Here is a 24,738-nt window from a genome sequence, read left to right as displayed (position 1 = left end):
CACCGCTCGCTCCGCTCGCGGCGGGCCCCTGCGAGGGGGCCGTTCCACCATGTCGCCAGGCCGGCTGCGCTAGCGTCGGGTCATGACCGAATCGGCCCGCCGCACGTGGGAGTACGCGACCATCCCGCTGCTGATCCACAACACCAAGGCGATCCTGGACTCCTGGGGCGTCGACGGGTGGGAGCTGGTGACCGTGCTCTCGGGTCCCGGTGGCGGCGACCAGCTGGTGGCCTACCTCAAGCGCCCGACGAGCTGATGACGCAGCCCGCGCAGAGCTGGACCGCCCGGCTCGCCGAACTCGGCGTCCGGCTGCCCCCGGTCGCCGCCCCGGTGGCGGCCTACGTGCCCGCCATCCGCAGCGGCCAGCTGGTCTTCACCTCCGGCCAGCTGCCCTTCGTCGACGGCGGACTGCGCCGCACCGGCAAGGTCGGTGGCACCGTCGACATCGAGGACGCCGCCGCCGACGCCAAGGTCTGCGCGCTCAACGCGCTCGCCGCCGTCGACGACCTGGTCGGGCTGGACTCGATCGCCCGGGTCATCCGGGTGGTCGGCTACGTCGCCAGCGCCGAGGGCTTCAGCGCCCAGCCGCGGGTGGTCAACGGGGCGAGCGAGTTCCTCGGCCGGGTGTTCGGTGAGGCCGGCAAGCACGCCCGCAGCGCCATCGGCGTCGCCGAGCTGCCGATGAACGCCCCCGTCGAGGTCGAGCTCACCGTCGAGCTGAGGTGAGCAGGCCGGCTCCGACGCCCGTCCGGCAGGCGGCCACCGTGCTGCTGCTGCGCGACGGCGCGGTGGGCCTGGAGGTCTACCTGCTCCGCCGCACCAAGGGCATGCCCTTCGCCGGCGGGATGAGCGCCTACCCCGGTGGCGGCGTCGACGACCGCGACGGGGACACCGACCTGGCCTGGGTCGGGCCCCCGCCATCCGACTGGGCCGCTGCGTTCGGCTGCGACGAGCGGCTGGCCCGCGAGCTGGTGTGCGCCGCCGTCCGGGAGACCTTCGAGGAGGCCGGCGTCCTGCTGGCCGGACCGGTGGACGGGTCGGGCGTCGTCCCGGACGTCTCCGGCGACGACTGGGAGGCCCAGCGCCAGGCCCTGCTGGCCCGCGAGCTCTCCCTCGCCGAGCTGCTCGCCGGCCGTGGTCTCGCGCTGCGGGCGGACCTGCTGCGTCCCTTCGCGCACTGGATCACCCCGCCCCCGGAACGGCGGCGGTACGACACCAAGTTCTTCGCCGCGCTGCTGCCCGCCGGGCAGGAGGCGCGCGACGTGTCCGGTGAGGCCGACGAGGCGGTGTGGACGACGCCCGCCGCAGCGCTGCAGGAGCACGCCGGCGGGAGCCGGCCGATGCTGCCGCCGACCATCCACACCCTCGGCCAGCTCGCGCCCTTCCCGGACGTCGCGGCCGCGCTCGCCGGCTCACCGCCCGCTCCGCTGGAGCCGATCAGCCCGACCTTCGAGCAGACACCCGACGGCAACTACGCCGTGCTGCCCGATGGCACCCGCATCCGGATGGTCGTGCCATTGCCTGCGTGATCCTGACGGACCACACCGCGGCCAGGAGCCGGTGCGAGGTGCGTTGAGCCGTTGGCCGTGTCCCCGGGAGGGACCCTCCGGGCCCCGTCCCGGGTCCACCCTCGCTGCGCTCGGGTCCGTACCCGTACAACGCGAGAGGCCCGGGACCTGTCGGTTCCGGGCCTCTCGCGGTCAGTGCTCTCTCACCGCGCGCGGCGGCGGAGGCGGTCCTCGTCGAGGACGACGACGGACTTGCCCTGCAGCTGGATCCAGCCGCGGTGCACGAAGTCGGCCAGCGCCTTGTTCACCGTCTCGCGGGAGGCGCCGACCAGCTGGGCCAGCTCCTCCTGCGTCAGGTCGTGCTTGACCCGCAGGCCGTCGCTCTCCCGGCTGCCGAAGCGGTCGGCCATCTGCAGCAGCGCCTTGGCCACCCGGCCGGGGACGTCGGTGAAGATCAGGTCGGCCACGGAGTCGTTCGTGCGCCGCAGCCGGCGGGCCAGCACCCGCAGCAGCTGCTCGCCGATCTCCGGGTGGGCCGTGATCCACGGCCGCAGCATGTTGTTCGGCATCTTGGCCAGCCGGACGTCGGTGACGGCGGTGGCGGTCGCCGTCCGCGGGCCGGGGTCGAAGACCGACAGCTCGCCGAACTGGTCCGACGGGCCCATCACGGCCAGCACGTTCTCGCGCCCGTCGGGCGCGCGCCGGGACAGCTTGATCTTGCCGGAGAGGACGACGTACAGGCTGTCGCCCGACTCGCCCTCGTTGAAGACGACGCGGCCCCGGGGCAGCGTGACCGTCTCCAGCGAGCTGGCCACCGGCTCGGCAGCCTCTTCCGACAGTCCCTGGAAGAGACCGGACTGGGCAAGGACCTCGTCCACGTGCACCTCTCGCAACGTCCTCACGGGTGCGATGGCGACCCGCGTCCAGGTAAGTCTAGGGCTTGTGGCTGACCTCACCAGTGCACTCCGTCACCGGGCTGCCCACTCTGAGTGGCTCCAGGGGGTCACCCCTCCCGGTGAGCGGCCCGGTGTGCATGCGCTCAGTCGGCGTGCTGGGCCGGCTCGCTGGGCTCGGTGACCCGGTCGGTGAGCACCGGGTCGGGCACCCGGCGGCCGCGTCCGCGGCGCCGGGCACGCCAGCGGGACATCGCCCGGCGGATGCCGGAGTTGGCCAGCGTGCCGACCTCGGCCTCGGTGGCGGTGCCCAGGAAGTCCTCGACCTCGCGCTGCGTGGTGGGACGGCGCAACGGCTCCTCGACACGCTCCATGACGAGCAGGAAGGCGATGAGCAACGGCGGGAACAGGATGACGATGAGGGCGACCACGTGCACCTCCTCGGCGACGTCTGCGGGCAGGGTGCCCAGGTGAGGACGACGTCGGTCGTCCGGTCGGTTGGCGGCACGGGGCCCGGTCGGCCGCGCACCGTCGTCGAGTATGACGGTCGGTGCCCGGCAGCGTCGGTGCGGCAGGGCCTGGTCAGCGTACGTGCGGCAGGGCCTGTCCGCGTACGTGCGGCAGAGCCTGGGCGAGCCGACGCCTACCCTCACACGCGTGTCCCGGCCCGCCACCGCACCCGATGCCCTCCCGGCCTACACGCGGCCGCCGGGGTGGGGCGGGCCGCGTGTAGGCCGGGTCGCGCAGCACGGCTGGGCGTCTCGCCGTTCGACCCGGAGGAGAGCCCGCTGGGGCGCACCCGGCGGGCCCGGCGGATGGCCCGGGAGCTCGCGGCCATCCACCCGGACGCGCACTGCGAGCTGGACTTCACCACCCCGCTCGAACTGCTCGTCGCCACCGTCCTGTCCGCGCAGACCACGGACCGGACGGTCAACAAGGTCACCCCGACGCTGTTCGCCCGCTACCCGGACGCCGCCGCGTACGCCGGCGCCGACCGGGCGGAGCTGGAGGAGGTCCTCACGCCGACCGGCTTCTTCCGCGCGAAGGCCAACTCGGTGATCGGCCTCGGCCAGGCGCTGGTCGAGCGGTTCGACGGGGAGGTGCCCGGCCGGCTGGTCGACCTCGTCACCCTCCCCGGCGTCGGCCGCAAGACCGCCAACGTGGTGCTGGGCAACGCCTTCGGCGTCCCCGGGCTCACCGTCGACACGCACTTCGGCCGGCTGGTGCGCCGCTTCGGCTGGACGGCGGAGGAGGACCCGGTCAAGGTCGAGACCGAGATCGCGGCGATCGTCCCGAAGAAGGAGTGGACGATGTTCTCCCACCGCGTGATCTTCCACGGCCGGCGGGTGTGCCACGCGAAGAAGCCCGCGTGCGGGGCGTGCGGGCTGGCGGCCTGGTGCCCCTCGTACGGCATCGGACCGCTGGACCCCGAGGTCGCCGAGAAGCTGGTCAAGACCCCCGCCGCCTCGGACACCGAGTGAGCCGCGCCCTCCGCGCCGCCGGTGCCCTCCTCCTGCTGCTCGGGCTGCTGGCCGGCTGCACGTCGGCGGACTCGGAGGAGCCCGCGCCGACGCCGGCGAGCAGCGACCTGGACTCCCTCGACACCGACATGCAGCCCTGCCCCGAGCAGCCCGACCAGCCGGCGGCCGACAGCGACCTGCCCGCCACGGTCTTCGACTGCTTCGGCGGTGGCACCCTCGACCTCAGCCGCGCCCCCGGTGTGCCCACCGTGGTGAACCTCTGGGCCAGCTGGTGCGGGCCCTGCCGGGAGGAGCTGCCGCTGGTGCAGCAGCTGGCCGACGCGGGCGGGGAGCAGCTGCGGGTGCTCGGGGTGGCCAGCCTGGACGGCGCCACGCAGACGGCGTCGTTCGCGCAGGACGCCGCGGTGAGCTTCCCGAGCGCGTTCGACGGGGAGGGGGAGGTGATGGCCGCGATCGGGGTCAACACCCTGCCGCACACCGTCTTCCTCGCCGCCGACGGCTCCATCGCCTACGTGCAGGTCGGTCAGGTGCACTCGTTGGCGGAGTTCGAGCAGCTGGTCGCCGACCACCTGGGCGTGCAGCTGTGACGCTCCCCGCCGACGAGCTCGCCGGGCTGCCCGAGCACGTGCAGCGGCTGGTCGAGCACGCCGGCGAGCTGCCGCTGTGGCACCGGCACGGCGAGCCCTCCTCCACCGCCCGCCGCTCCGCCGTCCTCATCCTCTTCGGGCACGGCCGCGCCGGCCCCGACGTGCTGCTCATCGAGAAGTCTGCGCACCTGCGCAGCCACGCCGGGCAGCCTGCGTTCCCCGGCGGCGGTGCCGACCCGGGGGAGGACTACCCGGTCGGCACCGCGCTGCGCGAGGCGCAGGAGGAGGTCGGCGTCGACCCGGCGAGCGTGCGGGTGCTGACGACGCTGCCGGCGCTGTTCCTCGGGCCGTCGGACAACGTCGTCGTCCCGGTGGTCGGCTGGTGGGACGACCCGCGCGAGATCGCGACCGCCGACCCCCACGAGGTGGCGAAGGTCGCCCGGGTGCCGCTGGCCGAGCTGGTGGACCCGGCGAACCGGTTCCGGGTGCGGCACCCCGCCGGGTACGTCGGGCCGGCGTTCGGGGTCGCCGGCATGGTCGTCTGGGGCTTCACCGCCGGGCTGCTGGACGCCGTCCTGCAGGCCGCGGGGCTGAGCCTGCCGTGGGATGCCGGCGACGTGCGGCCGCTCAGCGGCCTGGCGGCGGCAGCACCTGCCGACTCCGAGGAGGAGCCGGTGGACTCTGACGTCGCCGACCGCGCCGCGCCGACGGTGGCCGAGGACGCCGGCCGGCCAGGTTCGCCGCGTACCGTCCCCGGACCATGAGCCCGGCTCGGTCCCGCGCTGTGCGCGCACACGGACGCGGCCGGCCGGCCCCGCTCGGCGGGCTGCTGGCCGGGCTGCTGCTGGTCGTCCTGGTCACCCTCAGCGGGTGCGGCAACTCCGAGCCCACCCTGCCCGAGGCCACCCGCACGGCCGGCGGCGACGTCGGGTCGGTGAGCACCGCGGCGGACGGGTTCCAGGAGATCACCCTGGAGACCGGCGACGACTACGTCTTCACCCCGGACACCTTCACCGTCGCACCCGGCCAGGTCCGGCTGACCGTGCGGAACACCGCCGACCAGCTGACCCACAACTTCATGTTCACCGCGGGCACCGGGCCCGCGCCGATCACCGAGAAGATCCCGGTGCTCGCGCCGGGGGAGGGCAAGACCATCGAGTTCACCGTCAGCGCGCCGGGCGACTACCCCTTCGAGTGCAGCTTCCACGCCGCGCTCGGGCAGGTGGGCACCATGACGGTGAGCGGGTGATGTCCCTCGTCGACCTGGCTCTGATCGTCCTCGCACTGGTCTTCGCGCTGTCCGGCTTCCGGCAGGGGCTGATCGTCTCCGCGGCCTCCTTCGTCGGCTTCTTCGGCGGCGCGGTGCTCGGGGCCCAGCTGTCCGGGCCGCTCGCCGACGACGTGGCCGACTCCTCGGTCACCCGGGTCTTCGTCGCCCTGGTCGTGGTGCTGGCCGGCGCCCTGCTGGGTCAGCTGCTGGCCGGGGTGATCGGCCGCGCGGTGCGCACCCGGGTCACCTGGGAGCCGGCGAAGATGGTCGACGCCGTGGCCGGGGCGGTCGTGTCGGCGGCCGCCGTCCTGCTGGTGGCGTGGATGGTGGCCACCCCGCTGGCCAGCTCGCCGTTCCCCGGCGTGGCCGGGCAGGTGCGGCAGTCGGCGCTGGTCCAGGTCGTGGACCACGCCGTGCCGCCGCAGGTCCGCTCGCTCTACGACTCGCTGCGGACGGCGATCGACCGGCAGGGCCTGCCCGACGTGCTCGACCCGCTCACCCCGACCGAGGCGCGGGACGTCCCCGCGCCGGACCAGGCGCTGCTGAACAGTCCCGTCGTCGGCAGCGTGCAGGGCTCGGTGGTGCAGATCCGGGGGATCGCGGCGTCCTGCTCCCGGCAGATCGACGGCTCCGGCTTCGTCTTCGCCGACCAGCGGGTGATGACCAACGCCCACGTGCTCGCCGGGGTCACCGACCCGCAGGTCACCGCCGAGGGCGAGGCCTACGACGCGACGCCGGTGTACGTCGACGAGGAGACCGACATCGCCGTCCTCGCCGTGCCGGGACTGCCGGAGGTGCCGCTGCGCTTCACCCCGAGCCCGGTGGACACCGGCGCGGACGCGATCGTGATGGGCTACCCCGGCGGCGGCGGCCTGTACGTGGGGCCGGCGCGGGTCCGGGACCGCGGCGAGATCAGCGGACCGGACTTCCGCTCCACCCGCACCGTGCAGCGTGACGTCTACGCCCTGTTCGGCCAGGTGCGGGCAGGCAACTCCGGCGGCCCGCTGCTGGCCACCGACGGCACGGTGCTCGGCGTCGTCTTCGCCTCCGCGATCGACGACCCGGACACCGGCTACGCGCTCACCGCGGCGGAGGTCGCCGACGCCGCGACCTCCGGGACCGCCGCCGTCGCCGCCGTCGACACCGGGCCCTGCGAATAGAAGGACCCCGCTGCCCCCCACCGCTCGCAAGCTCACGGCGGGCCCCTGCAGCGGGGCCGCGGCCGGGCGCGTCGGCATGCCGGCCTGCGGCTAGGGGCGTGCCCAGGCGGCGATGGCGGCGGTGACCTCGGCGGGGCTCTCCTCCTGGGGGAAGTGGCCGACGCGGGTCAGCTCGCGCCACTCGTAGGCCCCGGCGACGTACCGGTCGGAGCCGAGGGCGGTGCCGGGCAGCACGTAGGGGTCCAGGGCGCCGTGCAGCTGCAATGTGGGCGCGGTGACCGGTGCGGCCATCCGGCGGGCGAAGCGCAGCCCGTCGGGCCGCAGCTGGGAGCGGCCGGCCCAGCGGTAGTACTCCATCGCGCCGTAGGCGGCCTGCGGGATCCGGGAGGCCGCCCGGTAGCGCGCCACCGCCTCGGCGAAGTCCCCGGTCTGCACCCAGTCGGGACCTGCCCAGCGGCGCATGAGGTCGGCCACCGGGTCGTCGTCGGCCCGGGTGAGCCGTCGCTCGGGGAGCCGGGGGAGCTGGTAGTGCAGCGCGTAGGCCAGCGCGCGCCGCTGGCGGGCGTCGGCGACGGAGGTACGCAACCGCCGGGGGTGCGCGGCGCCGACGACGACCAGCCGGCGGACGCTGCGCGGGTGCAGCGCGGCCATGGTCCAGCCCACCAGCCCGCCCCAGTCCGCGCCCACGACGACCGCGTCGGTCTCGCCCAGCGCGCGGATCACCGCGGCGGCGTCGGCGGCGGCGGTGGGCAGGTCGTAGCCGCGCGGGGGCTTGTCGCTCGCGCCGTAGCCGCGCAGGTCCGGGGCGACCACGCGCAACCCGGCCGCCGCCAGGCCGACCAGCTGGTGGCGCCAGGTCCACCAGAACTGCGGGAAGCCGTGCAGCAGCAGGACCAGCGGCCCGTCACCGGCCTCGGCGGCGTGCAGCCGCACCCCGTTGGCCGAGACGTCCCGGTGCGCCCAGGGGCCGGGCAGCAGGACGCTGGTGGCGTCCGGCTGCCCGTCCTGGGGTTCGATCATGCAGGGATCAGCGCAGGCGGGCGTGCGGGTCCTGGCGGACGACCTGGCCGTTGCGGACGACGGGCAGGTCGTGCTGCCGCTGGCCGGGGGCCTCGCGGCGGGCCAGGTCGGGCAGGTCCGACAGCGTCTCGAGGGTCTTCTCCGGCTTCTTGATCTTCTTCACCTGCCGGTAGCCGATGAGCCCGGCGACCGCGGCGATGAGGACCAGGAGGGCGAAGACGATGAGGTAGGAGATCCACCGCGTCAGGCCCAGCCAGGTGATGAACTCGGCGAGCGCGATGAAGAAGAAGATCGCGGCGAACGCCAGCATCACCCCGGCGGCGGCGAAGGCAGCCGCGCCGATCCCGCCGCGCTTGGCCGAGACGGTCACCTCGGTCTTCGCCAGCTCGATCTCCGAGCGGATCAGCGTGGACATGTCGGCCATGGCGCTCTTGGCGAGCGTGCCCACCGAGGGCTCGGCGGGGCCCGCAGACCGGCCCGTCAGCGGGGTCGTCGAGACACTGTGGGCCACGGGTGGCTCCTCCCTGATCGGCGCCCGGATCGGCGCGTTCCTCGGGTGATCGTGCCGCATGATCGCCACGCCCGCCGGTCCGGGTCACCGGGAGGGTGCCGGGTGACCCGGGTCCTCAGGCGAGGTCGCACAGGCAGGGGCAGTTCTCGACGTGCGGGACCGCCCGCTGCCGTGCCGTCAGGGGCCCGTCGGCGAAGAGCAGGTCGTCGCAGGCCGGCGGGCAGGCGCACGTCGGGTCCGAGAAGAGGGGCAGGCCGAGCCGGAGCCGTTCCTGCAGCCGCAGCCGGTGCTGCGCAAGGCCCTCCCGCCAGCGGGCGCGCCACGCCGCCTCAGCCGCCTCGGCCCGAAGCCGCGCCCGCTCCTCCAGGGAGTCCCCGGGGCGGGGCACGTGGTGGTCCGCCGGGACGCCGACCGCCGCCCGGAGACCATCCCGCTCCCGTCGGTCGCGGTCGAACGTGAACTGAGGGCGCTCCCGGCTGTAGCGCTCAGGACCGTGCCACCAGCCCACGTCCCCGTGCCGCGGGTCGAGGTGGGCCGGGAAGCGCCGGCCGCCGCGGTCCCGGACGGCGGCGTCGTCCATGGCCGGGACCTCCGCGCCCGCAGCGTCCACCAGCACGAACCGCAGCCCGGCCAGCTCGGCAGCACGGGTCAGCACCGTCGCCGGCAGGTCCCGCGCGCCGCTCTCCGCCTGGGCGACGGCTCCCGTGCTCACGCCGAGGGCACGGGCCAGCTCGCGCTGGGACAGGTCGGCGCTCCGGCGGATCCGCCGGACGAGGCCGCCGAGTCGTCTCCTGGCCGCGGCCTCGTCGTCCACCCGCCCGAGGATGCCGCCCTCCGTGAGGGTCCGGGGGCACGTCGCACGGTCCTGTGGACAGGCCGCGGCAGGGGAAGTCCGTCGCTCGAGGGCACACCTGCGCACGCTTGTGCTCTGCTCACCGTCGTGAGCAGAGCACAAGCGTCCTGTGGTCAGGTGGGGAGCGGTCAGGTCCCTTGCAGGGGCCCGCCGCGAGCCTGCGAGCGGTGCGGGGGAAGGGCTGCCTCTTCAGTCCTCGCTGGCGGAGGTGGGCAGCTTCGAGCTGATCAGCTCCATCACCGAGGAGTCGGTGAGCGTGCTGACGTCGCCGAGGTCCCGGTTCTCCGCCACGTCCCGGAGCAGCCGGCGCATGATCTTGCCCGAGCGGGTCTTGGGCAGCTCCGCGACGACCATGATCTGCCGGGGGCTGGCGATCGGGCCGATCTCCTTGCGCACGTGCTGGCGCAGCGTCTTGACGAGGTCTTCACCGGAGTCGACGGCGTCCCCGCGGAGGATCACGAACGCCACGATGCCCTGACCGGTCGTCGGGTCGGTGGCCCCGACGACGGCCGCCTCGGCGACCGTCGGGTGGCTGACCAGCGCGGACTCCACCTCGGTGGTGGAGATGCGGTGCCCGGAGACGTTCATGACGTCGTCGACCCGGCCCAGCAGCCAGATGTCGCCGTCCTCGTCGAGCTTGGCGCCGTCACCGGCGAAGTAGACGCTCTGCCCGTACCGGCTCCAGTAGGTGTCCTCGTACCGCGCGTCGTCGCCCCAGATGGTGCGCAGCATCGCCGGCCACGGCTCGGTGAGCACCAGGTAACCGGTGGCGCCCGGCTCGATCGGCTTGCCCTCCTCGTCGACCACGCTGGCCGCGATGCCGGGCAGCGGGCGCTGGGCCGAGCCGGGCTTGAGGGTGGTGACGCCGGGCAGCGGGGTGATCATGTGCGCCCCGGTCTCGGTCTGCCACCAGGTGTCCATGATCGGGCATCGGCCGCCGCCGATGTGCTCGTGGTACCAGAGCCACGCCTCGGGGTTGATCGGCTCACCGACCGACCCGAGCAGCCGCAGCGAGGAGAGGTCGAACCCGGCCGGGACGTCCTCGCCCCACTTCATGAAGGTGCGGATCGTGGTGGGCGCGGTGTACAGGACCGTGACCCCGTACTCCTGGATGATCTCCCACCAGCGGCCGCGGTGCGGGGTCTCCGGCGTCCCCTCGTACATCACCGAGGTGGTCCGGTTGCAGAGCGGCCCGTAGACGATGTAGCTGTGGCCGGTGACCCAGCCGACGTCGGCCGCCGTCCAGAAGACGTCGGTGTCGGGCTTGATGTCGAAGACCGCCCAGTGGCTGTAGCTGACCTGCGTCAGGTAGCCGCCGGTGGTGTGCAGGATGCCCTTGGGCTTCGCCGTCGTGCCCGAGGTGTACATGATGTACAGCGGGTGCTCGGCGTCGAAGGCCTCGGCCTCGTGCTCGGCCGACTGGCGCTCGACGAGGTCGTGCCACCAGACGTCGCGGCCCTCGGTCCACTCGACGTCCTGCTCGGTGCGCCGGACCACCAGCACGCTGCGCACGCCCTCGGTCTTGCTCATCGCCTCGTCCACGTTCGGCTTCAGCGCGCTCGGCGCCCCGCGCCGGTACCCGCCGTCGGCGGTGATGACGACCTTCGCGTCGGCGTCGGTGATCCGGCTGGCCAGCGCGTCGGGGGAGAACCCGCCGAAGACGACCATGTGGACGGCGCCGATCCGGGCGCAGGCCAGCATCGCGACGACGGCCTCGGGGATCATCGGCAGGTAGATCGCGACCCGGTCCCCGGCCTGGACACCGAGCTCGACGAGGGCGTTGGCCGCCTTGCAGACCTCGTCCTTGAGCTGGGCGTACGTGAGGGTGCGGGTGTCGCCGGGCTCACCGACCCAGTGGTAGGCGACCTGGTCACCGTGGCCGGCGTCGACGTGCCGGTCCACGCAGTTCACCGCGACGTTGAGCTTCCCGCCGACGAACCACTTCGCGAAGGGCGGGTTGCTCCAGTCCAGGGCCTGGTCCCAGGGCTGCGCCCAGTCCAGCCGCCGGGCGGCCTCCTCCCAGAAGCCCACCCGGTCGGCGGTGGCACGTTCGTACACATCCGGTCCGACGTTCGCGGCGGCGGCGAGCGCCTCCGGCGGCGGGAACCCGCCCTCGGGGTTGGTCAGGCCGTGGGCCTCGGTCGTCTCGCTCATGCCGCACCTCCGGATCGGGGCGCCGCCTCCGCTCACGGCGCCGTCTCTCGGGGACAACCTATGACCCCGGTCACCTCGCCGTCAGGTCGGTGCGCGACGGGAGTCCGGCGGTTGGGCAGACTGGTCGGGTGACCGACGACGCGGCCCAGGCGGACGACGCGGCCCAGGCGCTGGTCGCCGCGCGCGTGCCCGGCGCGGCCGCGCTCGGGCTGGTCGCGCCGCCGTCGGCCGACGTCGTGCCGGGCGTGCTGCTGGCCGACCCGGCCTGGACCCTGGCGGTGCTCACCGCCCGCGCCGCGCGGCAGCGCACCGACGACCGCCGGGTGCAGGCCACCGTCTGGTGGTACTCGGTGTCCAGCGTGCTGCTCGGTCCGGTGCTGGCCGGTCTGGTGACCGGGGTCGGGCTCTCCGCACGGCTCGCCGACACCACGGTGCACACGCTCGCCGGCCACGTGCCGATCGCGGCGACCACCACCGGCCGCAGCGCCACCCACCTGGTCGAGGACCTGCGGACGACGCTCGGCGCGGTCGTCGCCGCGGTGGCCGAGGCCGGCGGGATGCGGGAGCGGCCGCTGTGGGCGATCGCCACCGACTCGCTGGCCAACCGGCTGCTCGCCGTCGGCCGCGCGGTCGGGGACGTGCCGGCGGCGACCGCGCTGGCCGGACCGCTGGCGGCGGCGGTCGGTGGCCCGCTGCCACCGCCGCGGTACGTCGACGTCCGGGGGGTGCGGTTCACCCGGCGGGCGTCGTGCTGCCTGCTCTACCGGGTGCCGCACGAGGCGATGTGCACGTCCTGCCCGCACCGGGACCCGGCGACGCGGCAGGTGCTGCTGGAGGACACCGCCGAGCGGATGGGCTGAGCCCGGGTCAGCCGGCGGCGCGGCGGGCCCGGTAGGCGGCCACGTGCTCCCGGTTGGCGCAGCTGCTGTCGCAGAACCGGCGGCTGGCGTTCCGGGTGAGGTCGACCAGCGCGTGGTCGCAGCCGTGCGCCGCGCAGCGGCGCAGCCGGTCGAGGGCGCCGGCGCGGACGACGTCGGCCAGGGCCATCGCCGCCTCCACGCCCATCCGGTCGGCCACCGACGCGGTCGGTCCGGTGGCGTGCACGTGGTAGCCCCAGTCGTCGTGCCGGACGAGTTGCGGCAGTGCGTGCCCGTCGCGGAGCAGCCGGTTCACCACGGCGACCACGGCGTCCTCGTCGGCGTCCCAGATCCCGGCCAGCACCGCGCGCAGCTGGTGCACCTCGGCCAGTTCCGCCTCGTCGCCGGCCCGGCTGCCGGTGAACTCCCAGGTGTCCAGGAAGGCCGCCAAGGCCGCCGGGTCGGACAACCCGTCCGCGCCGTCCGCCGCGGTGCTCACCAGTGCGGCCGCAGCGACCAGCGCCACCTCGGTGTCATGGGCAAACAGCATGTGACTCCTGACTCTGCTAGCGTCCCGCTGTCAGGAGCGTACGTCCGTTCACTCCTGACAGAGGAGGTGGCTGCCGTGCTCGACCGCCGGACCGGACTCGTCGGGCTGCTGCTCGCGGTGGTCTCCGCCGCGGCCTTCGGCACGGCCGGGGTCTTCGCCACCGGCCTGCTGGACGCCGGCTGGAGCGCCGGGGCCGCGGTCATCGTGCGGATGGGCGTCGCGGCGCTCGCGCTGACCGCCCCGGCCGTCGTCCAGCTGCGCGGGCGGTGGGGGCTGGTGCGGGCCAACCTCGGTGCCGTCCTGGCCTTCGGCGCGCTCGCGGTCGCACTGCCCCAGCTCGCCTACTTCAACGCCGTCTCCCGCCTCTCGGTCGGCGTGGCGCTGCTGCTGGAGTACTCGGCCGTCCTGCTGGTCGTGCTGTGGACCTGGGCGCGGCTCGGCCAGCGGCCCAGCGCGGTCACCGGCGCCGGGGTGGTCGTCGCCCTGGGTGGGCTGGTGCTCGTGCTCGACGTCGTGAACGGAGCGCGGATCGACCCGATCGGTGTCCTGTGGGGGCTGGTGGCCGCGCTGGGGCTGGCCGCCTACTTCCTCCTCTCGGCCCGGACCGAGGACGCCCTGCCGCCGCTGGTCAACGCCTGGCTGGGGCTGGCCGTGGGCGCGCTCCTGCTGGGCGCGGCCGCGCTGGTCGGCGCCGTCCCGTGGCGGACGACGGCCTCCGAGGTCGTGTTCGCCGGCCGGTCGACCAGCTGGCTGGTGCCGGTCCTCGGCCTGTCGCTGCTCGCGGCGGCGTTCGCCTACGCCACCGGGATCGCCGCCGTCCGGCGGCTGGGCTCGCGGTTGAGCTCGTTCGTCGGGCTCAGCGAGGTGCTGTTCGCGGTGGCGGCCGCGTGGCTGGCGCTGGGGCAGCAGCCGGGAGCCGTCCAGCTCGTCGGCGGCGTCGTCGTCCTGGCCGGGATCGTGCTGGTCCGGCTGGGTGAGCGGCCACCCGCCGAGCCGGCCGTGGACGTCGACCCGGTGCCGACGGCGGACGACGCGACGGCCCGGTGAGCCGGAACGGGGCCGGCCGGCCCCGTTCCCACCCGGGTCAGGCCCGGACGCGGTCGCCGGCCGCGCCGCCGTCGGCCGTGACGAACGTGCCCTCGAGGCCGGCGCGCGCCGGCAGGATCACCGGCTCACCGGGGACCTGCTCGCCCGGCACCACCGTGTCTGCTCGTCGGTCTGGACCGGTGACGTTCAGCCGGGTGGCAGTGCCCGCTCGACCGCGGCTCGCAACTCCTCGGTGCCCTCCCCGGTGAGCGCGGAGACGGCCACCGCGTCGGGGTAGGCCGAGCACAGCGCCGCGATCCACTCCGGCGGGGCGACGTCGACCTTGTTGAGCGCGAGCAGCTCGGTGTGGTCCCGGGCGCCGATCTCGTACAGCACGCCGCGCACCGTGGTCACCTGGGCCATGGCATCGGGCGCCGACGCGTCGACCACGTGCAGCACCAGGTCGGCGTCCACGACCTCCTCCAGGGTCGAGCGGAACGCGTCGACCAGCTGGTGCGGCAGGTGCCGGACGAACCCGACTGTGTCGGTGAGCGTGTACTCCCGGCCGCCGGGGGAGCGGGTCCGGCGGACCGTCGGGTCGAGGGTGGCGAACAGCGCGTCCTGGACGAGGACATCGGCGCCGGTGAGCCGGTTCAGCAGCGCGGACTTCCCGGCGTTGGTGTAGCCGGTGAGCGCCACCGAGGGCACCTGGTTGCGCCGACGCCGGGAGCGGGTCCGCTCGCGGCGCCGGCCGGTCTCGGCCACCTGCCGCCGCAGCAGCGCCATCCGCCGCCGCAGGTGCCGTCGTTCCGTCTCCAGCCGCTGCTCGCCGGGCCCGCGGACGCCGATCCCGGCGCCGCCGGCGACCCGGCCACCGCCGACCCGGGACAGCCCGGTGCCCTGGCCGCGCAGGCGGGGCAGCTGGTAGGCCAGCTGGGCCAGCTCCACCTGCGCCCGGCCCTCGCTGCTGCGTGCGTGCTGACCGAAGATGTCCAGGATCAGCGCCGTCCGGTCGACGACCCGCGCACCGAGCCGCTCCTCGAGGTTCCGGACCTGCGCGGGGCTCAGCTCGCCGTCGGCGATCACCATGCCGGCGCGGCGCTCGCGCACCAGGCCGGCCAGCTCGGTGACCTTGCCCGAGCCGAGGTACGTCGCCGGGTCTGGCTTGCCGCGGGTCTGGGTCAGCCGGCCGACCACGGTCACCCCGTCGGTCTCGGCCAGCCGCTCGAGCTCGTCCAGCCCGCCGGCGGTCTCGTCGGACGCATCCAGCCCGAGCAGGACGGCGCGGGGCTCGTCGTCGTGCGCCGCTGCGGGGTCGCCGGCGGACAGCAGGTCGGTGCCGCCGGAACGGACCAGCCAGGGACCAGGCATGGGGAGGCCCTTCGTGTGCGACCGGGGGCCGACTCTGCTCGTCGCTGTGCCGTCGGGACGGCGTCCGGTCTGCCCAGCCTCGCCGTGACGCTGCGGTCCTGCCACCGGAGGAGCACGACCGGAGGACCTCGGTCGGACGAGCTCAGCCGCCGAGGGACACCACGTCGCCGACGACCCAGACCGCCGGTGGGCGGACCTGCTCCGCGGTGATGGTCTCCGCCAGCCCGGCCAGCGTCGTGCGGAACGTGCGCTGAGCCGGGGTGGCCCCGTCGCTGACGACGGCCACCGGGGTCCGCGGGTCCCGGCCGTGCTCGACCAGTGCGGCGCTGATCGCCGGCGCGGTGTCGACGCCCATCAGCACCACGACGGTGCCCCGGAGCCGGCCCAGCGCCACCCAGTCGACCAGCGACGCCGGGTGCCCGGGCGGGACGTGCCCGGAGACGACGACGAACTCGTGGGTCATGCCGCGGTGGGTGACCGGGATGCCGGCCAGCCCCGGCACGCCGATCGCGCTGGTCACCCCGGGGACGACCTCCACCGGGATGCCGGCGGCGGCGCACGCCTCCAGCTCCTCGTAGCCGCGGCCGAACACGAAGGGGTCCCCGCCCTTGAGCCGGACCACCCGCTTGCCCCGCCGCGCCCGGTCGATGAGCAGGGTGTTGATCTGCTCCTGCGCCATCGCCCGCCCGCGCGGGAGCTTGGAGGCGTCGATGACCTCGACCTCGGGCGGCAGCGTGGCGAGCAGCCCCTGCGGCGCGAGGTGGTCGGCCAGGACGACGTCGGCACCCGCGACGGCCTGCCGGCCGCGGACGGTGACCAGCCCGGGGTCGCCCGGCCCGCCGCCGACCAGCACCACGCTGCCGACGGCGACCGACGGCGCGCGGGAGGCCCGGTCGGCGATCGAGCCGTCGGTGAGCCCGGTGAGCACCGCGTCGCGGACGCCGACGGCGCGCTGCGGGTCGCCGCCGCCGTGCACGCCGACGACCAGGTCGCCCTGGCGGCCGACGGCGGGCGTCCACACCGTCGAGGTCGACCGGTCGTCGGCGCGGGCGCAGAACACCCGGTCACGCTCGGCCTCGGCGGCGATGGCGGCGTTGACCGCCGGGTCGTCGGTGGCGGCGACGGCGTACCAGGCGCCCGCCAGGTCCCCGGCCACGTACCGCCGCGGGTGCCAGGTCACCGACCCGGGGGCGACGAGCGCCTCCAGCGCGGGGGTCAGCTCGGGGCTCACCACGGTCACCAGGGCGTCGGCCTCGAGCAGGCCGGCCACGCGCCGGTGGGCGACCTGGCCGCCGCCGACGACGACCACGCGGCGCCCGGCGAGCCGCAGGCCGACCGGGTAGACGGTGGCGGGATCGGTCGGGGAGCTCACTTCTCGGTGACGCCTGCCGAGTCGAAGGTGGCGACGTCGCGCAGCGCCCGGGCCGCGCTGGCGACCAGCGGGAAGGCCAGCAGCGCGCCGGTGCCCTCGCCCAGCCGCAGGTCCAGCCCGAGCAGCGGGCGCAGCCCCAGCGCGCGCAGTGCCAGGGCGGCGCCCGGCTCGGCGGAGGTGTGCCCGGCCAGCGCGTGCTCCAGCGCCGTCGGGCACAACGCGGCGGCGACGAGTGCGGCCGAGCCGGCGATGACGCCGTCCAGCAGCACCGGCACTCTGGCCGCGGCGGCACCGAGCAGGAAGCCGGCCAGCGCGGCGTGCTCGAGCCCGCCGACCTCCGCCAGCGCGGCCAGCGCCTGCTCGGGGGTCGTCGGCGGGGCCGGCACCCGGGCCACCGCGCGGGTGACGACGGCGACCTTGCGCGCGAGGGTGGGGTCGTCGACGCCGGTGCCGCGCCCGGTGGCGGCGGCCGGGCTCGCGCCGGTGAAGGCGCACACCAGGGCGGCCGAGGCGGTGGTGTTGGTGATCCCCATGTCACCGGTGACCAGGCAGCCGTGGTCGGCGGCGAGCCCGGTGGCCACCTCGATGCCGACCTCGACGGCACGGCGGGCCTCGTCGAGCGTCATCGCCGGGCCGGTGGCCAGGTCGGCGGTGCCGCGGCGGACGTTGCGGTCCAGCAGCCCCGCGGCCGGGCCGACCGGGGAAGCCACCCCGACGTCGACGACGACGACGTCCGCGCCGAGGCCGGCGGCGAAGGCGTTGACCACCGCACCGCCGGCGGCGAGGTTGGCCACCATCTGGGCGGTCACCTCCTGCGGCCACGGCGTGACCCCCTGGGCGTGCACCCCGTGGTCACCGGCGAAGACGGCGACGGCTGCGGGGGTGGGCAGCGGCGCGGGGCACGCACCGGCGGTCCCGGCCAGCTGGGCGGCCACGTCCTCGAGCACGCCGAGCGAGCCCGGTGGCTTGGTCATCCGGTCCAGCCGCTGCCGGGCGGCCCGCTCCGCCCCGGCGTCGCGGGGACGGACGGCAGCGATCGTCTCGCCCAGCAACGTGCCGGCGAAGTGGCTCAACGGGTCTCCTTCGAGGTGGTGGTCGCGGCAAGGATCTCAGCCAGCACGGCGCCGAACGCACGGGAGGTGTCCGGGTCCCGCACGGCGACCCGCAGGTGGTCCCCGGTCAGGCCGGGGAAGGTGTCCCCGCGGCGCACCGCCCAGCCCCGGTCGCGGAGCCGCTCGCGCACCTGCGCTCCGTCCGGGACGCGGAGCAGGACGAAGGACGAGCGCGGCACCCCGACGACCTCGACGGCCGGCGGCAACGCGGCCAGCAGGGCGGCGCGGTGCGCGGTGAGCTCGTGCGCGACCGCCGCCGCCTCGGCCAGCGCGGCCGGGGTGGTGCAGGCGCGCAGCGCCGCCAGCGCGGGGGTGGAGACCGGCCAGTGCGGCTGCTGGGCGGCCAGCGCGGCGACCAGGTCGGCCGGGCCCAGCGCGTAGCCGACCCGCAGCCCGGCCAGCCCCCACGTCTTGGTCAGGCTGCGCACCACCAGCAGGCCCGGGAGGTCGGCGCGCCCGGCCAGCGACGCGGGCTCGCCGGGCACGGTGTCGGCGAAGGCCTCGTCGACGACGAGCACCCGGCCCGGCCGGGCCAGCGCCGCGACCGTCTGGGCGGGGTGCAGCACCGACGTCGGGTTGGTGGGGTTGCCGAGCACCACCAGGTCGGCGTCCTCCGGGACCTCGCCCAGCCGGTACCCGGGAGGTGCCAGCAGGTGTCGCTCCACCGGGTGCCCGGCGGCGCGCAGCGCGGCCTCCGGCTCGGTGAACGACGGGTGGACGACGACCGCCCGGCGGGGCTGCAGCGCGCGGGCCAGCAGGGTGAACGTCTCCGCCGCGCCTGCGGTCAGCAGCACCTCGGCCTCGGCCCGCCCGCACGCGGCGGCGACGGCGGTCCGGGCCGCCCGCGCGTCGGGGTAGCCGGCGCTCGCGTCGACGGCCTCGTGCAGGACCGCGCGCAGCCAGTCCGGCGGGGTGCCGGCCCGGACGTTCACGGCGAGGTCGACCAGGCCGGGGGTCGCCTCGACGTCCCCGTGGTGCCGGAGGTCGATGTCGGCCACCGCCACCGCCACCGTGACCCGGCCGTGCACGGTCTTGCCGACGACGAGCTGCCCGCCGTCGAGCAGCGCGGCGGCCTCGGCCACCGACGGGGTGCCGACGGCGGCGGCCACCCGCGCCGAGGGCGTCGGGACCGGCACGGTGGCCAGCGCACCCGCCGGGTGCCCGGTCAGCGGCCAGCCGCGGCGGGCGGCGGCCTCGCGCAGCCCGGGCTCGGTGCTGCGGGCGTCCAGGGTGGCCAGCCGCACCGGCCCCCGGCCCGCGGGCAGCACCGCGTCGACGGCGGCGAGCACCTCCTCGACGGTCACCCCGGTGGCCGCGCCGACCCCGACGGTCATCACGTCCGGACGCCCGGGTGGTCGGGCAGGGCGGCGACCAGGGCGTCGGCGTCGCGGGGGAGGGCGCCGTCCGGCAGCAGCCCGAGGGCCTGCAGCCGGGCGCCCACGCTGAGCGCCCAGGGCCGGTCCAGCCGCGCGCGGGCCAGCAGCGCGTCGTCGCCGAGGACGACGTCCGGGCGGCCCTGCACGACCCCGCCGTCGACCACGACGGCGACCTCGTCGGCCCAGCGCAGCGCCAGGTCGACGTCGTGGGTGCTCATCACGACGGTGGAGTCGGCCTCCTGCAGCCGGCTCAGCGCGGCGAGCGCCTCACCGACCGCGGTGGGGTCGAGCCCGGCGGTCGGCTCGTCGAGCAGCAGCACGCACGGGCGCATCGCGACCGCGCCGGCGATCGCCACCCGCTTGCGCTCGCCGTAGGAGAGCTGGTGGGTGGGCCGGCCGGCCAGGTGCGCGACGGAGAGCAGGTCCAGGGCCTCCGCGACGCGGACGCGCACCTCGGCGTCGGTCAGCTCGAGGTTGACCGGCCCGAACGAGACGTCCTGCGCGACCGAGGCGCTGAACAGCTGGTCGTCGGGGTCCTGCAGCACCAGCTGCACCGCCTGCCGGTGGGCGCGCAGGCCCGCGCGGGTGTGCCGCAGCTCCGCGCCGTCCAGGGTCACCCGGCCGTGCGCCGGGGCGAGGGCGCCGGACAGGCAGCGCAGCAGCGTGGTCTTGCCCGAGCCGTTGGCGCCGAGCACCGCCAGCCGCCGACCCGGGGGAACGGTGAGCGTCGCGCCGTCCAGCACCGGCCGCGACCGCTCGTAGCCGACCACCAGCCCGGCGGCGGCCAGGGTCTGGTGGCTCACAGCGCCTCCGCGCTGGCGCTCGTCGGCGGTGAGCCGCAGGGCGCTGTGCTCATCGACGAGCTCGCGAGCTCGCTCATGCGACGACCAGGCTGACGGCGGCCAGCGTGGCGAGGCCGAGCACACTGGCGGCCTCGAAGCGGCGGGAGGCGGGCAGCGTCTCCGGCAGCACCCGCAGCCCGGTCTCCAGACCCCGGCCGGCCAACCCGTCCTGCAGCCGCCGGGCGCGGTCCCAGGAGCGGGTGAGCACGGCGGCGGCCAGCGCCCCCGAGGAGCGGTAGGAGCCGCGGACGCTGGTGTAGCCCATCCGGGCGGTCTGCGCCTCGCGGATGGTGCGCAGGCTGGTGAGCAGCACGAACAGCATCCGGTAGGTCACCGAGGCGACCTCGATGACGGCGGCGGGGACCCGCAGCCGCTGCAACGCCGGGAGCAGGTCCGACAGCGGCGTCGTGGTCGCCAGCAGCAGCACGGCGGCGCTGCCGGCCAGCGCGTGCCCGACCAGGGACCCGGCCCGGGCCGCGGCGTCCGGCGCCCAGCCGACCCCGTTCCCGCCGACCTCGACGACCGTGGTCAGCGCGCCGATCGCGATGAACGCCAGCGGCGCCCGCACCGCGCGGCCGAAGGTGCGGGCCGGCACCCGGGCCGGGCCGACCGCCAGCCCGACCGCGGCCAGCCCGACCAGCACGCTCCCCGGCCACACCGGCAGCAGCAGCGCGCTGAGCACCAGGCCGAGGCTGATGAGCACCTTGTCCCCGGGGGAGCGGGGGCGCCAGGCGCTGGCCCAGGCGGCGTCGTCGATCGCGAGTCCGCTCACGGGCCGCCGGCCTCCTCCGTGTCCGCGGCCTTCTCGGCGCTGCGTCGGCCGCGCAGCCGGCCGAGCACGTAGCCGAGGACGCCGCCGCCGAGGGCCGCCTGGAGTGCGAACAGCCCGGACTCGACCTCGGCGGACCCGGGGGAGAACACCGAGGAGAACCACGGCGTGTAGCCCGGGTCGGACTCCGCGATCAGCTCGGTGGCCTGGCTGTCGGTGCCGGTGTAGTCGCTGCCGCCGTCGATGAGCAGCGGCAGCGCGAACAACGCGACGACGGCGAGCACCAGCAGCGCCGTTCCCAGGTGCCGCCGTCTCACCGGTCCCCCTCCGGGGCCTTGTCGCGCGAGACCGCGGGAGCGTCGTCGTCGGGTGAGGGGGTGAGGACGCCGAGGCGCTCGAGCTCGGGCCGGGCGTTGACGGTGAGCACCCGGAACAGCAGGACGCCGAGCAGCCCCTCGCCGATGGCCAGCGGGACCTGGGTGACCGCGAAGACGCCGAGGAACTTGACCGCCGCCCCGAGGAAGCCGCTCTCCGCGTCCGGGTGCGCCCAGGCCAGCTGCAACGCCGTCGTTGCGTAGGTGGCCAGGTCGGCGACCGCCATCCCGGCGAACACCCCGCCCAGCAGGCCGCCGCCGAGCCGGCGGGTGAGGGAGTACGCGCCGTAGCCGGCCCAGGGCCCGACGACCGCCATGGAGAACGCGTTCGCGCCGAGCGTGGTCAGCCCGCCGTGGGCCAGCAGCAGGGCCTGGAAGAGCAGGACGACGGTGCCCAGCAGCGCCATCACCGGTGGCCGGAAGAGGACGGCGCCGAGCCCGGTGCCGGTCGGGTGGCTGGAGCTGCCGGTGACCGAGGGCAGCTTGATCGCGCTCAGCACGAACGTGAACGCCCCCGCCGCGCCCAGCAGCAGCGTCGACTCCGGGTTCTCCCGGACCTCCTTGACCACCGCCCGGGCGCCGTGGACGACGAACGGGGCGGCGGCGATGGTCCAGCCGACGGCGTGCGCGGGCGGGAGGAACCCCTCAGCGATGTGCACTCAGCACCTCCGGGCGGGCGCGCGCGGCTGCGGACACGAGACGCGAGGCCATCATGGGGGACCCGGCCCAGTTCAGGTGCAGGTACGAGGCGTGCACGTTGCCGGTGACGAAGCCCTCGGGGCCGTCGGCGTTCCACTGCCAGGCCGGGGTCGCACCGGCCGCCGGGGAGGCGGTGGTGCGGTGGAACTCGTGGCCGCGGACCCGGGTGCCCGCCGCGGCGAGCGCGCTGTCGGTGAGCGCCACCGCCGACCGGTAGCCCAGGGTCAGCCGCGGGTGCATCGCGGTCGTCGTCGGCAGCACGCCGCACATCGGCTCGCCGTCCAGCTCCTGCGACAGGTAGAGCAGCCCGGCGCACTCCGCGGCGATCGGCCCGCCGCGGGCGGCGAGGTCGGCGATCGCCGTCCGCAGGCCGACGTTCGCGCTCAGCGCGCCGGCGTGCACCTCCGGGAACCCGCCGCCGACCACCAGCGCCGTGGTGCCCGCCGGCAGGGCGGAGTCGCGCAGCGGGTCGACGGTCACCACCTCGGCGCCCGCGGCGCCGAGCAGCTCGGCGGTCTCGGCGTAGCCGAAGGTGAAGGCGGGGCCGCCGGCGACGGCGATGACCGGACGGCCGGCCACCGGGGTCACCTCGGCGGCCGGGTCCCACGGGTCGCCGGTCAGGTCCGGAGCGGTGCGGGCCAGCCGGAGGACGGCGTCCAGGTCGACGCTCGCCTCGACGACCGCCCCCAGCGCGCGCACCGTGCGCAGCGCCTCGGCCGACCGCTCGGCGGCCGGCACCAGCCCCAGGTGCCGCGAGGGGGTGCGCAGGTCCTCGATCCGGCGGACCGCGCCGAGCACCGGCACCCCGGCCGCACCCAGCGCCTCGCGGAGGATGGCCTCGTGCCGGTGGGTGCCGACCCGGTTGAGGACGACGCCGCCGATCCGCACCGAGGGGTCGAACGTGGCGAACCCGTGCACCAGCGCGGCGACGCTGCGGGCCTGCGAGGCGGCGTCGACGACCAGCACCACCGGGGCCTGCAGGTGCGTGGCGAGCTGGGCGGTGGAGCCGTAGCCGGGCTCGACGCTGGCGTGCGCGGCACCGTCGAACAGGCCCATCACGCCCTCGACGACCGCGACGTCGGCACCGCGGGACCCGTGCAGGAACAGCGGGGTGATCCGGTCGTCGCCGACCAGCCACGGGTCCAGGTTGCGGCCGGGGCGGCCGGCGGCGAGACCGTGGTAGCCGGGGTCGATGTAGTCCGGGCCGACCTTGTGCGGGCTGACCGCCAGGCCCCGGGCGGTCAGCGCGGCGATCAGCCCGGTGGTGATCGAGGTCTTGCCGGCGTTGGACGACGGCGCGGCGACGACGACCCGCGGCATCCGGTGGACGCTCACGCCGCCCCCCAGACGTCGCCAAAGGCGCGCCTTTGGCGGTCGGGGCGGCGGGGGGTCACCACTCGATCCCCCGCTGGCCCTTCTGGCCGGCGTCCATCGGGTGCTTGACCTTGGTCATCTCCACGACCAGGTCGGCGGCCTCGACGAGCCGGGGGTGGGCGTCGCGGCCGGTGATGACCACGTGCTGGTTGCCCGGCCGGCCGGTGAGGGTCGCCACGACGTCCTCGACGTCGACCCAGCCCCACGTCAGCGGGTAGGTGAACTCGTCGAGCACGTAGAAGCGGTGCGCCTCGGCGGCGAGGTCGCGCTTGATCTGCGCCCAGCCCTCGGCGGCGTCGGCGGCGTGGTCGGTCTCCTCGCCGTGCTTGCGCGACCACGACCAGCCCGAGCCCATCTTGTGCCAGACGACCGGGCCGCCCTCGCCGGTCTCGGCGTGCAGCCGGCCGAGGGCGGTCAGCGCGTTCTCCTCGCCGACCTTCCACTTGGCGCTCTTGACGAACTGGTAGACCGCGACCGACCAGCCCTGGTTCCAGGCCCGCATCGCCATCCCGAACGCGGCGGTGGACTTGCCCTTCATCTCCCCGGTGTGCACGGCGAGCAGCGGGCGGTTGCGGCGCTGGCGGGTGGTGAGCCCGTCGGCCGGGACGGCGGTGACCTGTCCCTGCGGCATCAGTCCTCCTCGCTGGCGCTCGTCGGCCAGCTGCCGCTGGGCGCTCCGCTCACCGGTGAGCTCGCCAGCTCGCTCACTATGCGGCCCTCGACCTGCGGACGACGTCCGACAGCGCCTCGGCGCCCAGTTCCTCCAGCCGCAGCGTCCGGCCGCCGAGCTGGAGACCCAGGGACGCCGCCAGGCCCAGCCGCACCGGCCCGGACTCGCAGTCGACGACGACGCTGGCGACCCCGCCGGCCGCCAGCAGGCCGGCCGCGCGCCGGGCGTCGCCCAGGTGGTCGCCGCCGCGCGCGCCGGTCGCCCGGCCGTCAGTGACGACGACGAGCAGCGGCCGCCGCTGCGGATCGCGGACCCGCTCCAGCCGCAGCGTCTCGTGGGCGCGCAGCAGCCCCGCGGCCAGCGGCGTCCGGCCGCCGGTGGGCAGGCCGGTGAGCCGGGCCGCGGCCGCCTCCACCGACCAGGTCGGCGGCAGCGCCAGCTCGGCCTCGCCGCCGCGGAAGGTGATCAGCCCGACCTTGTCCCGGCGCTGGTAGGCGTCCATCAGCAGGGACAGGACGGCGCCCTTGACCGCGGCCATCCGGGAGCGGGCGCCCATCGAGCCGCTGGCGTCGACGACGAAGAGCACCAGGTTGCCCTCGCGGCCCTCCAGTGAGGCCTGGCGCAGGTCTTCCCGCCGGACGCGCAGCCCGGCACCGCTGCGGCCCCGGGCCCGCTGGTGCGGTGCCGCCGCGAGCACGGTGTCGACCAGGTGCAGCCGGGTGACCGGACCCTCGGGACGACGCGAGCCGACCACCCGGCCACGCTCGCTGCGCGCCCGGGACCGGCGTCCGGCCGCGCCCGCGCCGAGGCCGGGGACCTCGAGGCGCTGCACGCGGAACGGTGAGTCCGGGGCCACGGCCGCCTTCTCCGGCGCGGGCGCGGCCTCGGTGTGCCCGCCCCCCTCGCCGC

General features: G+C 75.8%; 28 protein-coding genes. 10 read left to right on the top strand and 18 right to left on the bottom strand.

The features are described 5' to 3' along the window. The first annotated feature begins 82 nt into the window (after positions 1–82). Genes sp36 through FHL80_RS17380 form a run of 3 tightly spaced genes read left to right on the top strand, consistent with a single transcriptional unit; the run spans position 83 to position 1,529 of the window. Positions 83–256, top strand: coding sequence for a Sp36 family protein (gene sp36, locus FHL80_RS25655; protein ID WP_014738663.1), 174 nt, complete (start codon positions 83–85; stop codon positions 254–256). Then, positions 256–726 (top strand): RidA family protein, encoded by a 471-nt coding sequence (locus FHL80_RS17385; protein ID WP_138734635.1) that lies wholly within the window; start codon positions 256–258, stop codon positions 724–726. The genes sp36 and FHL80_RS17385 overlap by 1 nt, the downstream gene beginning before the upstream one ends. Next, positions 723–1,529 (top strand): NUDIX hydrolase, encoded by an 807-nt coding sequence (locus FHL80_RS17380; protein ID WP_138734634.1) that lies wholly within the window; start codon positions 723–725, stop codon positions 1,527–1,529. The genes FHL80_RS17385 and FHL80_RS17380 overlap by 4 nt, the downstream gene beginning before the upstream one ends. 182 nt (positions 1,530–1,711) lie before the next feature. Here FHL80_RS17380 and FHL80_RS17375 read toward each other — a convergent pair whose 3' ends face one another. Further along, the gene (locus FHL80_RS17375; RefSeq protein ID WP_014738666.1) at positions 1,712–2,386 is read right to left on the bottom strand and encodes a Crp/Fnr family transcriptional regulator; all 675 of its coding nucleotides are present in this window, start codon (positions 2,384–2,386) and stop codon (positions 1,712–1,714) included. A gap of 161 nt (positions 2,387–2,547) precedes the next feature. Further along, positions 2,548–2,832 carry a hypothetical protein gene (locus FHL80_RS17370; protein WP_138734633.1) on the bottom strand — a complete coding sequence of 95 codons (285 nt, stop codon included), beginning with the start codon at positions 2,830–2,832 and terminating at the stop codon, positions 2,548–2,550. Between the two features lie 282 nt (positions 2,833–3,114). Between FHL80_RS17370 and nth the strand changes: the two genes are divergently transcribed. Genes nth through FHL80_RS17345 form a run of 5 tightly spaced genes read left to right on the top strand, consistent with a single transcriptional unit; the run spans position 3,115 to position 6,899 of the window. Continuing rightward, complete coding sequence (gene nth / locus FHL80_RS17365) at positions 3,115–3,882, top strand: endonuclease III (protein ID WP_439331099.1); 768 nt, start codon at positions 3,115–3,117, stop codon at positions 3,880–3,882. Further along, positions 3,879–4,469 carry a TlpA family protein disulfide reductase gene (locus FHL80_RS17360; RefSeq protein WP_138734632.1) on the top strand — a complete coding sequence of 197 codons (591 nt, stop codon included), beginning with the start codon at positions 3,879–3,881 and terminating at the stop codon, positions 4,467–4,469. Before nth ends, FHL80_RS17360 begins: the two co-directional genes overlap by 4 nt. Beyond that, positions 4,466–5,233: an NUDIX hydrolase gene (locus tag FHL80_RS17355; RefSeq protein ID WP_138734631.1), complete on the top strand. Its 768-nt coding sequence runs from the start codon at positions 4,466–4,468 to the stop codon at positions 5,231–5,233. The genes FHL80_RS17360 and FHL80_RS17355 overlap by 4 nt, the downstream gene beginning before the upstream one ends. Before the next feature lie 20 nt (positions 5,234–5,253). Further along, complete coding sequence (locus tag FHL80_RS17350; protein WP_246078755.1) at positions 5,254–5,718, top strand: cupredoxin domain-containing protein; 465 nt, start codon at positions 5,254–5,256, stop codon at positions 5,716–5,718. After that, positions 5,718–6,899 (top strand): MarP family serine protease, encoded by a 1,182-nt coding sequence (locus FHL80_RS17345; RefSeq protein WP_138734629.1) that lies wholly within the window; start codon positions 5,718–5,720, stop codon positions 6,897–6,899. Before FHL80_RS17350 ends, FHL80_RS17345 begins: the two co-directional genes overlap by 1 nt. Positions 6,900–6,989: 90 nt before the next feature. Here the strand turns inward: FHL80_RS17345 and FHL80_RS17340 are convergent, their stop codons facing one another. The 4 genes from FHL80_RS17340 to acs all read right to left on the bottom strand — a co-directional run bounded on the left by FHL80_RS17340 (position 6,990) and on the right by acs (position 11,437). Continuing rightward, positions 6,990–7,919, bottom strand: coding sequence for an alpha/beta fold hydrolase (locus FHL80_RS17340; RefSeq protein WP_138734628.1), 930 nt, complete (start codon positions 7,917–7,919; stop codon positions 6,990–6,992). Between the two features lie 7 nt (positions 7,920–7,926). Then, positions 7,927–8,430: a phage holin family protein gene (locus FHL80_RS17335; protein ID WP_138734627.1), complete on the bottom strand. Its 504-nt coding sequence runs from the start codon at positions 8,428–8,430 to the stop codon at positions 7,927–7,929. Positions 8,431–8,545: 115 nt separating this feature from the next. After that, on the bottom strand, positions 8,546–9,244 hold the full coding sequence (locus FHL80_RS17330; RefSeq protein WP_138734626.1) for a helix-turn-helix domain-containing protein: 699 nt from the start codon (positions 9,242–9,244) through the stop codon (positions 8,546–8,548). 228 nt (positions 9,245–9,472) lie between these two features. Then, a complete protein-coding gene (acs, locus tag FHL80_RS17325; RefSeq protein ID WP_138734625.1) occupies positions 9,473–11,437 on the bottom strand; it encodes an acetate--CoA ligase in 1,965 nt (654 codons plus the stop codon). A gap of 128 nt (positions 11,438–11,565) precedes the next feature. Between acs and FHL80_RS17320 the strand changes: the two genes are divergently transcribed. Continuing rightward, positions 11,566–12,297 (top strand): (2Fe-2S)-binding protein, encoded by a 732-nt coding sequence (locus FHL80_RS17320; RefSeq protein ID WP_138734624.1) that lies wholly within the window; start codon positions 11,566–11,568, stop codon positions 12,295–12,297. 7 nt (positions 12,298–12,304) lie between these two features. Here FHL80_RS17320 and FHL80_RS17315 read toward each other — a convergent pair whose 3' ends face one another. Beyond that, complete coding sequence (locus FHL80_RS17315) at positions 12,305–12,844, bottom strand: CGNR zinc finger domain-containing protein (protein ID WP_138734623.1); 540 nt, start codon at positions 12,842–12,844, stop codon at positions 12,305–12,307. 75 nt (positions 12,845–12,919) lie between these two features. On the opposite strand from FHL80_RS17315, the gene FHL80_RS17310 reads away from it, so the two are divergent. Continuing rightward, on the top strand, positions 12,920–13,891 hold the full coding sequence (locus FHL80_RS17310) for an EamA family transporter (protein WP_216870818.1): 972 nt from the start codon (positions 12,920–12,922) through the stop codon (positions 13,889–13,891). A 186-nt stretch (positions 13,892–14,077) separates the two neighbouring features. On the opposite strand, the gene hflX is transcribed toward FHL80_RS17310, so the two are convergent. From hflX to FHL80_RS17255, 11 genes are all read right to left on the bottom strand, one after another. Beyond that, positions 14,078–15,241, bottom strand: coding sequence for a GTPase HflX (gene hflX, locus FHL80_RS17305; RefSeq protein WP_138734621.1), 1,164 nt, complete (start codon positions 15,239–15,241; stop codon positions 14,078–14,080). A gap of 142 nt (positions 15,242–15,383) precedes the next feature. Continuing rightward, complete coding sequence (gene cobA, locus FHL80_RS17300) at positions 15,384–16,613, bottom strand: uroporphyrinogen-III C-methyltransferase (RefSeq protein WP_138734620.1); 1,230 nt, start codon at positions 16,611–16,613, stop codon at positions 15,384–15,386. Beyond that, positions 16,610–17,686 (bottom strand): nicotinate-nucleotide--dimethylbenzimidazole phosphoribosyltransferase, encoded by a 1,077-nt coding sequence (cobT, locus tag FHL80_RS17295; RefSeq protein WP_138734619.1) that lies wholly within the window; start codon positions 17,684–17,686, stop codon positions 16,610–16,612. The genes cobA and cobT overlap by 4 nt, the downstream gene beginning before the upstream one ends. Next, on the bottom strand, positions 17,683–19,059 hold the full coding sequence (gene cobC, locus FHL80_RS17290) for an Rv2231c family histidinol phosphate aminotransferase CobC (protein WP_138734618.1): 1,377 nt from the start codon (positions 19,057–19,059) through the stop codon (positions 17,683–17,685). Before cobC ends, cobT begins: the two co-directional genes overlap by 4 nt. Then, positions 19,059–19,904 (bottom strand): energy-coupling factor ABC transporter ATP-binding protein, encoded by an 846-nt coding sequence (locus FHL80_RS17285; protein ID WP_138734617.1) that lies wholly within the window; start codon positions 19,902–19,904, stop codon positions 19,059–19,061. Before FHL80_RS17285 ends, cobC begins: the two co-directional genes overlap by 1 nt. Positions 19,905–19,977: 73 nt before the next feature. Further along, positions 19,978–20,715 carry a cobalt ECF transporter T component CbiQ gene (gene cbiQ, locus FHL80_RS17280; protein ID WP_138734616.1) on the bottom strand — a complete coding sequence of 246 codons (738 nt, stop codon included), beginning with the start codon at positions 20,713–20,715 and terminating at the stop codon, positions 19,978–19,980. Beyond that, a complete protein-coding gene (locus tag FHL80_RS17275; RefSeq protein ID WP_138734615.1) occupies positions 20,712–21,029 on the bottom strand; it encodes an energy-coupling factor ABC transporter substrate-binding protein in 318 nt (105 codons plus the stop codon). Before FHL80_RS17275 ends, cbiQ begins: the two co-directional genes overlap by 4 nt. Beyond that, the gene (locus FHL80_RS17270; protein ID WP_138734614.1) at positions 21,026–21,745 is read right to left on the bottom strand and encodes an energy-coupling factor ABC transporter permease; all 720 of its coding nucleotides are present in this window, start codon (positions 21,743–21,745) and stop codon (positions 21,026–21,028) included. Before FHL80_RS17270 ends, FHL80_RS17275 begins: the two co-directional genes overlap by 4 nt. Further along, on the bottom strand, positions 21,732–23,120 hold the full coding sequence (locus FHL80_RS17265; protein ID WP_246078754.1) for a cobyrinic acid a,c-diamide synthase CobB: 1,389 nt from the start codon (positions 23,118–23,120) through the stop codon (positions 21,732–21,734). The genes FHL80_RS17270 and FHL80_RS17265 overlap by 14 nt, the downstream gene beginning before the upstream one ends. Positions 23,121–23,175: 55 nt before the next feature. Further along, positions 23,176–23,790: a cob(I)yrinic acid a,c-diamide adenosyltransferase gene (cobO, locus tag FHL80_RS17260; protein ID WP_138734613.1), complete on the bottom strand. Its 615-nt coding sequence runs from the start codon at positions 23,788–23,790 to the stop codon at positions 23,176–23,178. 76 nt (positions 23,791–23,866) lie between these two features. After that, positions 23,867–24,738, bottom strand: an 872-nt coding sequence (locus FHL80_RS17255; RefSeq protein WP_216870817.1) for a vWA domain-containing protein, incomplete at its 5' end; no start/stop codon positions are given.

Origin of the sequence: Modestobacter excelsi (assembly GCF_005930495.1) — a bacterium.
GTDB lineage: Bacteria > Actinomycetota > Actinomycetes > Mycobacteriales > Geodermatophilaceae > Modestobacter > Modestobacter excelsi.
The sequence above is the reverse complement of the archived record's forward strand: the minus strand, read 5'-3'. Positions and strand labels throughout refer to the sequence as shown.

Coding starts and splice junctions, on each gene's coding strand:
- hflX (WP_138734621.1), bottom strand. CDS start 15,241: ATGCCTGGTCCCTGGCTGGTCCGTTCCGGCGGCACCGACCTGCTGTCC.
- FHL80_RS17345 (WP_138734629.1), top strand. CDS start 5,718: ATGTCCCTCGTCGACCTGGCTCTGATCGTCCTCGCACTGGTCTTCGCG.
- cobC (WP_138734618.1), bottom strand. CDS start 19,059: ATGACCGTCGGGGTCGGCGCGGCCACCGGGGTGACCGTCGAGGAGGTG.
- sp36 (WP_014738663.1), top strand. CDS start 83: ATGACCGAATCGGCCCGCCGCACGTGGGAGTACGCGACCATCCCGCTG.
- acs (WP_138734625.1), bottom strand. CDS start 11,437: ATGAGCGAGACGACCGAGGCCCACGGCCTGACCAACCCCGAGGGCGGG.
- cobO (WP_138734613.1), bottom strand. CDS start 23,790: ATGCCGCAGGGACAGGTCACCGCCGTCCCGGCCGACGGGCTCACCACC.
- FHL80_RS17340 (WP_138734628.1), bottom strand. CDS start 7,919: ATGATCGAACCCCAGGACGGGCAGCCGGACGCCACCAGCGTCCTGCTG.
- FHL80_RS17385 (WP_138734635.1), top strand. CDS start 256: ATGACGCAGCCCGCGCAGAGCTGGACCGCCCGGCTCGCCGAACTCGGC.
- FHL80_RS17315 (WP_138734623.1), bottom strand. CDS start 12,844: ATGCTGTTTGCCCATGACACCGAGGTGGCGCTGGTCGCTGCGGCCGCA.